Annotated in this window: 10 protein-coding genes; 7 read left to right on the top strand and 3 right to left on the bottom strand. The window is 64.1% G+C overall.

The window, feature by feature from the left end:
• Positions 1-24 precede the first annotated feature (24 nt).
• The 5 genes from M3484_RS11720 to M3484_RS11740 all read left to right on the top strand — a co-directional run bounded on the left by M3484_RS11720 (position 25) and on the right by M3484_RS11740 (position 6,152).
• On the top strand, positions 25-543 hold the full coding sequence (locus M3484_RS11720) for a transcriptional repressor (protein WP_249497003.1): 519 nt from the start codon (positions 25-27) through the stop codon (positions 541-543).
• Positions 540-1,331: an ATP-binding cassette domain-containing protein gene (locus M3484_RS11725; RefSeq protein ID WP_249497004.1), complete on the top strand. Its 792-nt coding sequence runs from the start codon at positions 540-542 to the stop codon at positions 1,329-1,331. Before M3484_RS11720 ends, M3484_RS11725 begins: the two co-directional genes overlap by 4 nt.
• Positions 1,324-2,139 carry a metal ABC transporter permease gene (locus tag M3484_RS11730; protein ID WP_249497134.1) on the top strand — a complete coding sequence of 272 codons (816 nt, stop codon included), beginning with the start codon at positions 1,324-1,326 and terminating at the stop codon, positions 2,137-2,139. Before M3484_RS11725 ends, M3484_RS11730 begins: the two co-directional genes overlap by 8 nt.
• A gap of 130 nt (positions 2,140-2,269) precedes the next feature.
• The gene (locus M3484_RS11735) at positions 2,270-3,340 is read left to right on the top strand and encodes a hypothetical protein (protein WP_249497005.1); all 1,071 of its coding nucleotides are present in this window, start codon (positions 2,270-2,272) and stop codon (positions 3,338-3,340) included.
• Positions 3,341-3,650: 310 nt separating this feature from the next.
• Entirely contained in the window at positions 3,651-6,152 is a 2,502-nt protein-coding gene (locus M3484_RS11740) for a GcvT family protein (RefSeq protein WP_249497006.1), read from the top strand.
• 152 nt (positions 6,153-6,304) lie between these two features.
• On the opposite strand, the gene M3484_RS11745 is transcribed toward M3484_RS11740, so the two are convergent.
• Positions 6,305-7,150 (bottom strand): glycoside hydrolase family 25 protein, encoded by an 846-nt coding sequence (locus tag M3484_RS11745; protein ID WP_249497007.1) that lies wholly within the window; start codon positions 7,148-7,150, stop codon positions 6,305-6,307.
• A 30-nt stretch (positions 7,151-7,180) separates the two neighbouring features.
• Positions 7,181-8,260 (bottom strand): NAD(P)/FAD-dependent oxidoreductase, encoded by a 1,080-nt coding sequence (locus M3484_RS11750; protein WP_249497008.1) that lies wholly within the window; start codon positions 8,258-8,260, stop codon positions 7,181-7,183.
• A 298-nt stretch (positions 8,261-8,558) separates the two neighbouring features.
• Here M3484_RS11750 and M3484_RS11755 point away from each other — a divergent pair, with 298 nt between their 5' ends.
• Entirely contained in the window at positions 8,559-10,163 is a 1,605-nt protein-coding gene (locus tag M3484_RS11755) for a hypothetical protein (RefSeq protein WP_249497009.1), read from the top strand.
• Positions 10,164-10,435: 272 nt separating this feature from the next.
• A complete protein-coding gene (locus M3484_RS11760; protein WP_249497010.1) occupies positions 10,436-11,578 on the top strand; it encodes a benzoate/H(+) symporter BenE family transporter in 1,143 nt (380 codons plus the stop codon).
• 73 nt (positions 11,579-11,651) lie between these two features.
• Here the strand turns inward: M3484_RS11760 and M3484_RS11765 are convergent, their stop codons facing one another.
• Positions 11,652-14,144 carry an ATP-dependent helicase gene (locus tag M3484_RS11765; protein WP_249497011.1) on the bottom strand — a complete coding sequence of 831 codons (2,493 nt, stop codon included), beginning with the start codon at positions 14,142-14,144 and terminating at the stop codon, positions 11,652-11,654.
• Positions 14,145-14,272 lie beyond the last annotated feature (128 nt).

Consider the following 14,272-nt stretch of genomic DNA (forward strand, 5'->3'; position numbering starts at 1 on the left):
ACCATAACACGTCAAGGGGCCAATATGGCACATGATCACGCTACGGATTGTCCGGCCTGCCAGGAGCCGGCTGCGGCCTTTGCCCGCCATGATCATGCCCATTGCGCCCAGGATGTGCTGGAACGCGCCGATGGGCTGGTGGCCCTTAATGGGGCGCGGCTGACGCCGGTACGGCGGCGGGTGCTGGAGATCCTGCTGGAGGAACATCGCGCCATGGGGGCCTATGATGTGCTCAAGCGTCTCGCGGCCGAGGGCTATGGCAACCAGCCGCCGGTGGCGTACCGGGCGCTGGAATTCCTTGTTGAACAAGGGCTTGCCCATCGGGTGCGGCGGCTGAACGCATTTACCGCCTGTATGCATCCCGGTGAGGCCCATGCGCCCGCTTTCCTGATCTGCCGCATCTGCAACACCGTGGCCGAGGCCCCGGCAGCGGCGGTGCGCGAGGCGCTGGACGCTGCGGCCGGCCTCCTTGGCTTTCGCGTTGAACGCTCGACCGTCGAGGCGCTCGGCCTTTGCCCCAGCTGCCAGGAGCAGGCGGCGTGAGCACCGGCAGCCTGCTCAGCGCGACAGGCATCTGCATCCGCTTTGGTGGTGATGAGGTGCTGCATGATATTTCGCTTGGCATCGAGCCTGGCGAGATCGTCACCATTCTTGGCCCGAACGGCTCGGGGAAATCGACGCTCCTGCGCGCGCTTCTGGGCATTCTGCCGCTGAGCAAGGGCAGTATCACCCGCGCGCCTGGGCTCCGGATCGGCTATGTGCCGCAGCGGCTGGTGATTGAGCGGACCATGCCGCTGAGCCTGCGCCGTTTTCTGTCGCTGCCCAGGCGCGTGACCGATGTGCGCGCCGAAGCCGCGCTGGCCCAGGTCGGGCTGGAAGGCAAGGGGGGCTTGCAGATGGCTGCGCTGTCGGGCGGGCAGATGCAGCGCGCGCTCCTGGCCCGCGCGCTGCTGTCGGCCCCGCAGCTTCTTATTCTGGATGAGCCGACCCAGGGCCTTGACCAGCCGGGCGAGGCCGCCTTTTACCGGCTGATCGAGGAGGTGCGGGCCGGGACCGGTGCTGCTGTCCTGATGGTCAGCCATGATCTGCATGTCGTCATGGCGGCAAGCGACCGGGTGATCTGCCTCAACGGTCATATCTGTTGCCAGGGCACGCCACAGGTGGTCTCGACCGCGCCGGAATATCGCGCGCTTTTCGGCATGGACACCCATGGCGCGCTGGCGCTCTATCGCCATGAACACGATCATGATCATAACGGACCGCAGGATCATCACTGCGGCCATGATCACGACCATCACCACCATCATCACGGAAACGCCCCGCATGTTTGACGATCTGGTAACCCGCGCGACGCTTGCGGGGGCAGGGCTTTCGCTTGCGACCGGCCCGCTTGGCTGTTTCGTCATCTGGCGGCGCATGGCCTATTTCGGCGATGCGACCGCACATGCCGCGATCCTTGGCGTGGCGCTGGCGCTGGCGGTTGATCTGCCGGTGAGCCTGGGCACCCTGGTCGTGGCGCTTGCGATGGCGGTGACGGTGGCGGCGCTGGCGGTCAGGGGCTGGGCAATGGATACGGTGCTGGGCGTGCTGTCGCATTCTGCGCTGGCCTTTGGTCTGGTGGCGGTCAGCTATTTCCCGACCGTGCGCAGCGATCTGTCCTCCTGGCTTTTCGGTGATATCCTCGCGGTCGGCACTGGCGACCTGGCCTGGATATGGATCGGCGCAGGGCTTGTGGCGGCGCTGATCGCCTGGCGCTGGCAGGCGCTTCTGACCACGACGCTGAACGAGGATCTCGCCCATGCTTCGGGCCTTAACCCCGCGCGGGAACGGCTGGTGCTGGTCGTGGCGCTGGCGGTGGTGGTTGCGGTGGCGCTGAAGCTGGTCGGCGCGCTTTTGATTGCGGCCATGCTGATCATCCCGGCGGCAAGCGCGCGCTGGCTGGCGCGCGGACCCGAGGCGATGGCGGTGCTGGCGGTGGGGTTTGGCGTGGTTTCGGTCTTTCTGGGGCTGCAGCTCTCGCTCTGGCAGGACACGCCGGCAGGGCCTTCGGTCATTGTCGCGGCGGCAGGAATCTTCGCGCTGGCGGGGCTGGTCTCGGGGCTTATGACCCGGATCAGGCCCGCATCCCGGCAGGGCTGAGGGCGTCAGCGCCCGCAGGAAAGCGCTGCATCCGGCTGAAAACTGCCGCGGCATTGCCCGAGACCTGCCCGATTTCTGCAATACCCCGGTGCCCGGACGGCATGGTGCCCGACGGCTCTGCAGGTGTGGAATGCGTTTTAGCAATATATTGATCGGCATCATCCTGCCGGCGGCGGCCCTGACTGCCTGGCTGTGGGTCGGCTTTCAGAAGACCAATCAGGCCAATCTGGATGAGGGGCGCGATCAGGTCACCTTTGATCAATACGTCCTTGCCTGGGCCTCGGGCCCTGGCAGTGCCGATTTATCGCATCTGCCCGGCGGCGGCGTGACGGCGCTGGCCGATATGTTCCCTGAGGCACCAGAGGGCTGGACCCGCCGGACAGTATCCAGGGCAGATGGCAAGGCGCTTGCGGTCTGGGGGCTGGACGCGCGCCGCCAGGCCTTGCTGAAAGATGCCGCGATCGAGGACAGCGGCGCGGGTGTCGAGCAGGCCAGCGCGGCCTGGGATACACCCGACGGTGTCCTGGTCGCGGAACTGGTGCGCTATCCCGACACGCTGTTTGCAACGCCCGTTGGCGTAAGCCTGCTGGACCAGAACCGCGCCCCCTTTGGCCAGATCGGCAATCAGCCCTTGATGAACATCGCGGGGCTTGAGATCCGCGAGGCGCAGCTGGCGCCGCAGATCCCGGCCCGCGTGTTGCGCGCAGGGATTGACGGGCAGATCGTGCTGCGCGTCTCGGCGCCGAAACGGATCTCGGACGAGACCCTGCTGAGCTTTTTCGCCACGCTGAATGTCGAGGCGATGAATGCTCGCCTGGCGGCGCCAATTGCGGGCATGGGCGAGGTGAAGGACGGCAAAAAGCGCCTCGCCGTGCTGGTTGCGGGCATGTCCGACGCCCAGCGGGCTGTGCTGGAAGAGGCCGGCGCGGGGTTCAGCACGGATTATGCCCGCCTTACCGCAGCGCGCGAGGCGCTCCGGGCCGGGCTGAGCGAAGCCGGGCCTGTTGTGGCTGAGGCCGATCCGGGTGTGGCAATGGCTGCTGCACCGAAAGAGACGGTGGCGATCCGGCGGGGTGTCGCAAAAAATGATCCTGGCCGCAGCAGTTTCAGGACCGGCGGCAAGGGCAGTGGTTTGCAGGATGACTGCAAGAAGGTCGGCGGTCGCAAGACCTGTGGCGCGGCGGCGCCCCGGGCAGAATAGCGCCTGCCGCCGCCGGCCAGCCTGGCCCGGGCCCGCGCCTTTGGTTGCGAAGGCCGTGCGCAGGGACGGCCCGGCCGGCGGATCAATCACCGTCCGGGGCGCCTATGTCATCGTGCCGCCTGCGCGCGCGGGCTACGCAATTACGCGAGGCCTGCACAGGGCCCCCGCAAAGGGGCGGCCAGCACTCCCGCGAACTGCGCCAATGTCGCTTTTTGACGCTATGGGTCGTGCGGTGCAGCCCCGTCTTCTGCCGCTCTGGCAGTAATGACCCACCACATTCCGCCAAGATCATCCCGCCGGAGAAGCCCAGATGAAAACCCATGTCAAAGCCCTCGTCGTTGGCGGCGGTGCCGTTGGCACTTCGATTGCCTATCACCTGCAAAAGGCGGGCTGGGAGACGATGCTGGTCGAACGCGACGAGCTGACCTCCGGTTCGACCTGGCACGCGGCCGGCCTGCTGCCTTTGTTCAACATGGGCTATGCGACCACCCATATCCATAAATACTCGGTCGATTTCTATAAGGGGCTGGAGGCTGAAACCGGCCTCAATGCGGGCTTTTCCATCTGTGGCAACCTGCGCATGGCGCAGACCGATGACCGGATGGACGAATATATGCTCTATTCCTCGGTCGCCGAGACCGCAGGCGTCTACCATGAATTCCTGACGCCTTCGCAGATGAAAGAGCGCTGGCCGCTCCTGCGGACCGATGATCTGAAAGGCGCGCTCTTCCACCCGCAGGACGGCTATATCAACCCCGCCGATGTGACCCAGGCCATGGCCAAGGGCGCGCGCCAGCTGGGTGTGACGATTGAGCGCAAGATCCAGGTCGACGGCTATCGCTGGACGGGTTCGGAATGGATCGTTTCGGTCACCCGCATGGCCGATGTCGGTGGCAACCTGGTGCCGACCGAAGAGAAGTTCGAGATCCATGCCGAACATGTCGTGACCGCGACCGGCAACCATTCGCAGCGCACCGCGAAACTGCTCGGCATCAAGATCCCCGCGATCCCGGTCGAGCATCAGTTCATCGTGACCGAGCCCGACCCGGCGCTGGTCGCATATCGCGCCGCCGGAAACCCCGAGCACCCGGTGCTGCGCGATGCCGATGCGAAATGGTATGTCCGCGAAGAACGCGGCGGCTGGATCCTTGGCCCCTATGAGCGCGGCGCGCCCGCACGCTTCCCCTACGGCGTGCCCGACAGCTTCCGCGCCGACCTCTTCCCGCTGGATCTGGAGCGGATCGAGGAAGAATATATGTCGATGATCCACCGGTTGCCCTCGTCGGAAGTCGTTGGTCTGAAAGATGATTTCAACGGCCCGATCTGCTATACGCCCGATGGCAACCCGCTGGTCGGCCCGGCGCCGGGCCTGCGCAATATGTGGCTGGCGGAAGGGTTCAGCTTTGGCATCACCGCCGCTGGCGGCACCGGCTATTACCTCGCCCAGATGATGGTGCAGGGCGAGGCCGAGATCGACATGGCGTCGCTTGATCCCAAGCGCTACGGGGCCTGGATGACCACGGAATATGCGGTGAAGAAGAATGAGGAATGCTATGAGCATGTCTTCATCCTCCACCACCCGGATGAGGAACGCGAAGCGGCCCGCCCGCTGCGCACCGCGCCCGCCTATGACCGCCAGCTCGCGCTTGGCGCGCAGATGGGTCAGGTCAATGGCTGGGAACGTCCGAACTATTACGGCCCGCTCGATGCGTCGCCGACATTCGACCATGATTCCCGCAGCTTCCGCCGCGGCGCCTGGTGGGAATTTGCCGAGCGCGAAGCGAAATCCGTGCGCGAGACCTGCGGCATCATCGACGCCTCTGCCTTTACCAAGCATCTTGTGCGCGGCCCGGGCGCGACGGCCTTCCTCGACCATTTCACCTGCAACAAGCTGCCCAAGGTCGGTCGCATCAATCTGACCTATGCGCTCACTGACGCCGGCACCACCCGCACCGAATATACCATCGTGCGTCTGGCCGAGGATGAATACTACCTGATCTCGGCCGGGGCCTGGACCGCCTATGATGCCGACTTCCTGCACAAAGCGGCGGAAGACTTCATCGCAGCCGGCGGCGGGCATATCGACATCCATGACATCACCACGCAATGGGGTGTCTTCGCACTGGCCGGCCCGACCTCGCGCGCGATCCTCAATGAGATCGTCAAAGACGCAAACCCGGAAACCGTGCTTTCGAACAAACGCTTCCCCTGGCTCTCGTATCGCGACATCGAGCTCGGTATGTGCCCGGTCCGCGCGATCCGGGTGGCCTATACGGGCGAGCTCGGCTGGGAGCTGCATTACCCGATCGAATTCGGCCGCTACCTCTGGGATCTGCTGCTGAAAGCAGGCGAGAAGCACGGATTGACCCCGGTCGGCGCCCGCGCGCAAAACTGGCTGCGCCAGGAGAAGTCCTATCGCGCTTTCGGCACCGAACTGGGCCGCGACGCAACGCCACTGGAAGCAGCGCTCGACCGCTTTGTCGATCTTGAGAAAGATTTCCGCGGCAAACAGGCGATGCTTGACACAGGCGTGCGCGCGAAATGCGTGACTGTGCTGATCGATGGCCCATCGGATACCGATCCCTGGGGCAAGGAAGCGCTGCTTCTGAATGGCGAGAAAATCGGGCGCCTGACCTCGGGCGGCTGGTCAGTGGTATTCGGCAAGCAGATCGGCATGGGCTATGTCCGTCCCGACCTGGCCGAGATCGGCACGAAGCTGAAGGTTAAGATGCTGTTGAAAGAATGGGATGCGGTTGTTGTCGAAGACAGCCCGCATGATCCGGCCAATACCCGCATTCGCATCGACGGCTGAGCTGTGGCCAGCGTCCGGGGCTCTGCCCCGGACCCCGGGATATTTTCAGACAGATGAAAACGAAAAAACCTGCCCTTTTGTTGAGGGGCAGGTTTTTTCATCTGTCCATAAATATCCCGGGGGTGCGGGGGCTGGCCCCCGCTTGTCTCCGGTTAGGGTGCGCGCGCGGCCAGCCAGGCGTTCCACTGGATGGGATTGCCCTCATAGACATTGATGTCGACTTCGCCTTTGACCCCTGGAACCAGCCCGGTCGAGGTATATTGCCAGAACAGCCAGTGCTGCCCGTCATAGAGGTCCTGCGGATGTTTCGCGACCGCGCGCAGCCAGAAATCGGCCCCGGTCACTTTCCACATCTGATTGTCTTCGAAGAAATCGATCGAGGTGTAGAGGATCGGTTTCTGGCCGTAATGCCGGGTCAGGATATCGATGAAGATGCGCGCGTCTTCGCGGATCACGGAGGCCTCGCGACGGATGGTGCAGGTCGGCGAGAAAGGGGTCCATTCCATATCGAGGACGGGGGGCAAGCCGCCTGCCACTTTTGGCACATGGCGGATGAACCAGCGCGCCTGCTCTTCGGCCGAACGGCAATGGTAGAAGAAATGATAGGCGCCACGCCGGACGCCGGCCCGACCTGCGCCGCGCCAGTGCTCTTCGAACATCGGATCGACCCGGTCGCCGCCCTCGGTCGCCTTGATGAAGGCGAAATTGACGCCATTGGCGCGGGCGGTCGCCCAGTCGATCTCGGTCTGGTAGCGCGCGACGTCGATCCCGTGCACGGCATAACCCTGTGGGGGTTTGCCGCCCCAGCCGGTCACCGGCTTTGCATCACCGAAATTCGGCGCGGTCACAACATTGGACGCGATTGGGGTGGAAGGCCGCGCGGCGGGGCGGTCTCTGGACCCGACGCCACCACAGGCGGCAAGGGTCAGGCTCAGGGCGAGTGCGATCAGGATACGGGTCATGGCGCGGATCGTCGCCGATCCGGGCCGGGCTGTCACGGGGTCATTTTGCCCCTGGGTGGGACTTCTTTACCCGAAGCGCGCGGGGGCGAGCGCGGCGACCAGGTCGGGCGCAAGTTCCGGACTTTGCCCAAGGATCAGCGCGGCCGCGAGCTGGCTCGCCGCCGGGCAGGTCTGGAAGCCATAGCCGCCCTGGCCCGCCAGCCAGAAGAACCCCGCCTGCCCTGGCGCAAAGCCGATCACGGGCTGACGGTCGGGCGAAAAGGTCCGCAGCCCCGCCCAGCTAGCGAGGAGCCGCGTCACCGGCTCGGTCACGCAATCCTCATAGCGTGCAAGCCCCTCGGCCAGCACCATATCATCGGCCCAGGCGTCATGCGGCGCATCGACCGGGTCTTCTTCGGCCGGCGAGACGATCAGTGCGCCGGCATCGGGCTTCATGTACCAGGTCTCTTCCGGGCCGAAGACCATCGGCCAGCGGGCCACATCCACCCCCAGAGGTGCCGGGATCCGCGCCATGGAACGGCGCAGCGGCCTGAACCCGAGCGGCGAAAGCCCCGCCAGGGCCGAGACGTCATCGACCCAGGCGCCGGCGGCATTGATCAGCACCTGTGCCCGCGCCTCGCCGCCCTGCCAGGTGACATGCCAGCCGCTGCCCTCGCGCCGGATCCCGGTCACCCGCGCTTTGACCCGGATCTGAGCTCCCGCCATCCGGGCCTCACGGACGAAATTCTGCAGGAGCAGATCGGTATCGATATCCTCTGCGGACGTGGAATGCGCCGCGAGGGTGATGCGGTCTGGCCTCAGGATCGGCACCATCGCTCTCGCCTCATCCGGCGGGATCTGCGTCATCTCCATGGCCTGCGCCTCGGCTTTGAACGCGTCTTCCTCGCCGGTGCCTGCAACCAGAAGAAGACCGCGCGGGCTTAAAATATCCGCCGTCGCGCGAAAATGCGGCTCCGAGGCTTTCGACAGCGCCACCACTGCCGGCGGGCCGTAATGCGGCTCATAAAGCGCGGCCGAGCGGCCCGAGGCGTGATGCGCCAGCTGATCCTCGGCCTCGAGAAGCAGCATCCGCCCGGCCGGGGCCAGCCTGGCCGCAAGCGAGATCCCCGCGATCCCGCCGCCGATGATGATGAAATCCTGGTCCATGCGCTTCCTCCTCGCCCTGGGCGGATAAGCTCATTGTTTCGGGAACATCGCAAGTGGTCCGGGGTTGCGCGGTCTGTGGCCAGGATGGTGGGGAATTAACCAGGGCCGCAAAGAGGAGTCACGGCTTTCAGCGGGGTAGGTTAATCTTTTGTTAATCTTTTGCGATTCGCAGAAGATCTGTGTTTTGAAGACCTGTATTGTCCGGCCAGGGCGGTTGTTTCCCGCCAATGTCGGTCCTGTCTGACCCGTTCTGTCTTTTGTGCCCCCTGTAACCAGTTCCGCTCCAGTTGTGAGTATCGTGCCAGTTTTGTCCGTCCTTCCCGCGCAATCCTCGCTGATTGTCCATCTTGGCCCGCATAAGACCGGATCCACGGCGATCCAGAATATGCTGTGTCAGAATACCGCGCTTTTGCTGTCAGCCGGGATTTCCACCCTTGCCGGTCCGCTGCCATCGCAGGCCGGAAAGGCTCTGGCCGCCAAAGATTTCGATGCGGCCAGGGGGCTTCTGACCCGGCTTGACCATGAGATCGGCAAAAGCCCGGGCCCGGTCACCATTCTTTCGCAAGAGGATTTCGCCGGCGATCTGTTTGGGCGCACCAATACCACGCAGGTCTATCCGACACTGGTGAAAAACATCCGCATCATGTCGCGGATTTTTGCGCGCCACCGGCCGGTTTTCGTCTTTTTCCGCCGCGAGGAAAAGGAATGGCTGCGCAGCTGCTATGCCCAGCATCTGCGCTATCAGGCCAAATTCTCGCGTTTTGAGGATTTCTCGGCGGCGGTCACGGATTTCCGCTGGGAGGATCTGACGGCAAAACTGGAAGAGACATTTCCCGGGACGGTGTTCATCGAAGACTATCGCCGCGCGCCGGATCATGGGGTGACACGGCTCTTATCCCATGCCGGGTTCCAGGCGTTGCCGCAGGGGTTTGACTGTTCGGCGATGGTGCAAAATCTGTCGCTGCCTGCAGAGACACTGGCGCGGCTGGAACGGCTCAACCGTTTTGCCGACAATTCGAGGCTCCTTCCGGTCTATAAAGACCGGCTGCTTGCGGCAGATCGCGCCGGGGCACCCGGGGGAGGGGAACCGGCCTGGCCGCCCGCGCCGCAGCCGGATGTGCCCGGGCTTTCTGCCCTTGCCCGCCGGGCGGCAGAGCGGGTGGGCGCGCCGGAGCAGGTCGCCGATATCCTGCCAGGCCCCGACGCTGACCTTGCCGCGCTTGGCGCAAGACAGATGCCCGCTGACGCCGAAATGCCCCAGGTCAGCCGCAGTGATATGCGCGACCAGGCCGATATTCTGCGCTATCATTTCCGCGGCCGCAGCGAACTGGCCTGGACGCTGGGCCTGACGATCTCGTACCTGCGCCGCGATACCCAGCTGACCGACAAGGCCCGTGATCTCTTCCATCGCATCTGGCGTGAGGAGGGGAAGAACCTCGCGGCGGAGCTCAGCACGCGCTGGCTGATCTCGAGCCTGCAGACCTTCCTCGATCACGGCCGGAACGAGGCGCAGCGCCTGATCGGCGGCATCGGCTATTTCTACGCCAATATGATGAAGATTTATGAGGGCGAGCGCGCCATTGAGGGGCATGAGACCAATGCGGTCTATCCCGGTTCCGAGGCGCAAACAAAGAATGGCTTTCGCGGCATGGATCGCTACAGCCTTGGCGGCACGGACCTTTTGCTCAACACCAATGCGCTGGCGCTGAGCTATGCGGCGGCCGAACCGGTGGCGGGGCTGATCCTCGAAGAACTGCTTTTGCGGGTGAAGCACAGCCATTCGGTCTTTTCGCGCAACGACCAGAGCCGGGCAGAGCTGGGCGTCTCACGGCCCGGTTTCACCAATACCTGGACCTTCTTTGACGAGGTGGCGCCGCGCGCGTCAGGGCAGGCTCCGGGGTGACTTGTCCGGCGCTCGCCCGGCGCCATAGCCGGATGAAATGGGGGTTTTCGCGAAACTGCTGTGCCGGATCGGCCTCTGGCATTCTGTCGCGCTGATCCTGCCACGGGCGGCGGCCGTCCGGCCAGGCGGAGAGCCCGCTTGCTGCGAGGCCGGCCGATTGCTAACAACGGTCTGATCCTGAACGGAAAGCGAGCCCCTCCGTGTTGTCTCTGCCTTTGTCCGCGCCGGTTTTGACCCTCGCGATGCGCCTCCGCGCCGTGCGGGGCTGAGCGATGTTTCCCGCAGCCCTTGTCGCCGCGCTGATCGGCTTTGGATCCAGCATCGCAATCGTGCTTTCAGCTGCGGCTGCGGTGGGGGCGAGCCCGGCGCAAACCACCAGCTGGATCCTGGCACTCTGTCTTGCAAAGGCGGCGGGTTCGGCCTTTTTGTCCTGGCGCTATCGGGTACCGGCGGTGCTGGCCTGGTCGACGCCCGGCGCGGCGCTGATCGCGGCCAGTGCCGGCGTGAACATGGCCGAGGCGGCAGGTGCCTTTATCGTCGCGGGCCTTCTGGTGGCGCTGACCGGGGTGATCGGGCCGCTGGGGCGGTTGATCCGGGCGATCCCGGACGGAATTGCGGGGGCGATGCTGGCCGGGGTGTTGCTGCCTTTTTCCATGGCAGGGGCAAGGGTCGCGGGCGAGAGCCCGGGTCTTGTGCTGCCGATGGTTGCGGTCTTTGCGCTGGTGCGGCTTTTCAATGCGCCGATGGCGGTGCTGGCGGCTTTGCTCGCGGGCCTCGGCGCGACAGTCATCACCGGAGCGGCGGCCTGGCCGGATCTGACCTTCCACCTGCCGGGCCTTGTTTTCGTCTCGCCGGAATTCTCTCCCGGGGTGTTGATCGGGCTCGCGGTGCCGCTCTATCTGGTGAATATGGCCTCACAGAACCTGCCAGGGTTTGCGACGATGCGGGCGTCCGGATACGAGCCGCCGGTTTCACCCGCGCTTGGGGTGACAGGCGGGCTCTCGGCGCTTGCCGGGCTGTTCGGGGCCCATAGTGTGACGATGGCAGCGATCACAGCTGCGATCTGTATGGGGCCGGATGTGCATTCCGATCCGGCGCGGCGCTGGAAGGTGGGGATCGTCTATGCGGCGATCTGGATCTGTCTTGGCCTGTTCAGCCCGATGATCCTGATGCTGCTTACAGCGCTGCCGGCTGCGGTGATGGTGACGCTTGTGGCGCTGGCCCTGCTCGGGCCTCTGACCGGCGCATTGGCGACCGCCTGTGCCGCACCCGATCAGCGTTTTTCGGCCACGCTGACGCTTGCGGTAAGTGCGTCTGGCATGACAGCTTTCGGGATCGGAGCAGCATTCTGGGGGCTGATGGCCGGCATTGCCATTTTCGGCCTCGAACGACTGCACGCCGCCCGCCAGAGGTAAGCGCCGATTTCTTCAAAGAAATCGGACCGGAATTTTGGAAAATTCCGGTTGCTCCCCCTGATGGGTCTTCAGATCAGAAGGGAATTTCATCATCCTTGCTGGCGGCGGTCACGAAGCCGGCTTTCACATGTTTCACGCCGGCTTTTTCGAAATCGACTTCAAATGTATCGGCTTCCATATCGAGAATTCTGCCATAGCCGAATTTCTGATTGAACACCCTGTCGCCCACTGAAAAACCGGAAAGAGCCTCCAGATCGATCGTCACCTGGCGGCGTGGCGTGGCCGGGCGCGGGCCGGCATTGCTTTGCAGCCGGCGCCAGCCGGGCGAGTTATAGACATCGGCTTTGGTCGCCCGGGCCTCGATATCCGAGCCAAAGCCCCCGCCGCCAAAATCCCCGGCAAACCCCCCGCTCGCAGCCGCGCCGTAGCCCCCGCCCATCAGCCCGGGCGGTGTCAGCACATCCACATCCGCGACCGGCAGTTCATCGACAAAGCGCGAGGCCATCTGGCTTTGCCATTGCCCGTAGACCCGGCGGTTGGAGGCGAAGGAGATATAGCACAGTTCCTCGGCCCGGGTGATGCCGACATAGGCGAGGCGGCGTTCCTCCTCGATGCCTTTCTGACCCGATTCGTCCATGCTGCGCTGACTGGGAAACAGCCCTTCTTCCCATCCGGGCAGGAAGACCGCCGGGAATTCCAGCCCCTTGGCCCCGTGCAGCGTCATGATCGAGACCTTCTCGGCGGCCTCTTCGCTGTCATTCTCCATCACCAGCGCGACATGTTCCAAAAAGCCCTGAAGGCTGTCGAACTGTTCCAGCGCCTTCACCAGTTCCTTGAGGTTCTCCAGCCGCCCCTCGGCATCCGGGTTCTTATCCTTTTCGGCATTCTGCCACATCGAGATATAGCCGGATTCCTCCAGAATAATCTCGGCAAGCCGCACATGGCCCGAGACGCTTGCGGGTGGCGTATCGGGCATGAGTGGCTCGATCACCTGATCGGCGGTGTCGGGCCGCGTGGTCAAGACCGCCTCATGCCAGCGGTCGATGCCTTCAATGAATTGCCGCAGCTGCCCCGCACCCTTGCCGCCAATGCCGCCGGTCGAGACGAGGCTGCGGGCGCCCTCATGCTGGCTCATGCCGATCCGCCGCGCCTCGGCCCGGATGGATGCCGTCGCCTTGTCGCCCAGCCCGCGTTTCGGCAGGTTGACCACGCGTTCAAACGCCAGATCATCCTCGGGCGAGACCGCGAGGCGGAAATAGGCCATCGCATCGCGGATCTCCTGGCGCTCGTAAAAGCGCGGGCCGCCGATCACGCGATAGGGCAGGCCGATGGTGAGGAACCGATCCTCGAAGGCGCGCATCTGATGCGAGGCCCGCACAAGGATCGCCTGGGAATTCAGCCCGACCGGCAGATGGCCGCGTGTTCCCCTGGCCAGTGCTTCGATCTCTTCGCCGATCGCACGCGCCTCTTCCTCGCCATCCCAATAGCCGGTGAGGCGGACCTTCTCGCCTTCTTCGGCTTCGGTCCAGAGCGTCTTGCCAAGCCGGTTGGCATTGCCCCGGATCACCGCCGAGGCCGCCGCCAGGATATGCGGGGTAGAGCGGTAATTCTGTTCCAGCCGGATCACCTTGGCGCCGGGGAAATCCTTTTCAAATTTCAGGATATTGCCGACCTCGGCACCGCGCCAGCCATAGATCGACTGATCGTCATCGCCGACACAGCAGATATTCTGATGGCCCTGCGCCAGCAGCCTGAGCCAGAGGTACTGGCAGACATTGGTATCCTGATATTCATCGACGAGGATATATTTAAACCAGCGCTGATACTGCGCCAGAACATCGGGATGCGCGCGGAAGATGGTCACGCAATGCAAGAGCAGATCGCCGAAATCGCAGGCGTTCAGGGTGCGCAGCCGCTCCTGATACTGGGCGTAAAGTTCGGTGCCTTTATTGTCATAGGCACCGGCTTCCGATGAGGGCACCTTGTCCGGGGTCCAGGCGCGGTTCTTCCAGGTGTCGATCAGCCCGGCCAGCATCCGGGGCGGCCAGCGCTTGTCATCCATATTCGCAGCCTGGATCAGCTGTTTCAAAAGCCTGAGCTGGTCATCAGTGTCGAGAATGGTAAAGCTCGGCTTCAGCCCGGCGAGTTCGGCATGGCGGCGCAGGATTTTCACGCTGAGCGAGTGGAATGTCCCCATCCAGGGCATGCCGCTTTCAGATTGGTTCATCGCCTCGACGCGGGATTTCATCTCGCGCGCGGCTTTATTGGTAAAGGTGACCGCAAGGATCTCATTGCTGCGTGCACGCCCCTCGCGCATCAGATGCACGATCCGCGCCGTCAGCGCCTTGGTCTTGCCGGTGCCCGCGCCCGCAAGCATCAGGACCGGCCCGTCCAGCGTCAGCACGGCCTCAAGCTGCGCCGGGTTCAGCCCGTCGAGATAAGGTTTCGGACGTGCCGCGAGCGCCCGCTGCGAAAGCGGGACAGGGGCTGCTGCTGCCTCGAAGGCTTCGTGATCATCCCAGGGGTCCATAAGGTCAGATTTAGCCTGCGTGTTTCGGATGTTCAAGGAATGTTCCGGCTTGCCCGGCAAATCAACGCTTTTTGCGCGACCCGTTCCGTGGCGGGGTCCAATTGCCTGCATGTTCCATAAAGCTGCCGCCCCGAGTGGCAAGCCTGACCGCATCAGATGTGGGG

Origin of the sequence: Pseudomonas sp. GX19020 (assembly GCF_023371075.1) — a bacterium.
In the GTDB taxonomy this organism is placed as follows: Bacteria; Pseudomonadota; Alphaproteobacteria; order Rhodobacterales; family Rhodobacteraceae; genus Pseudogemmobacter.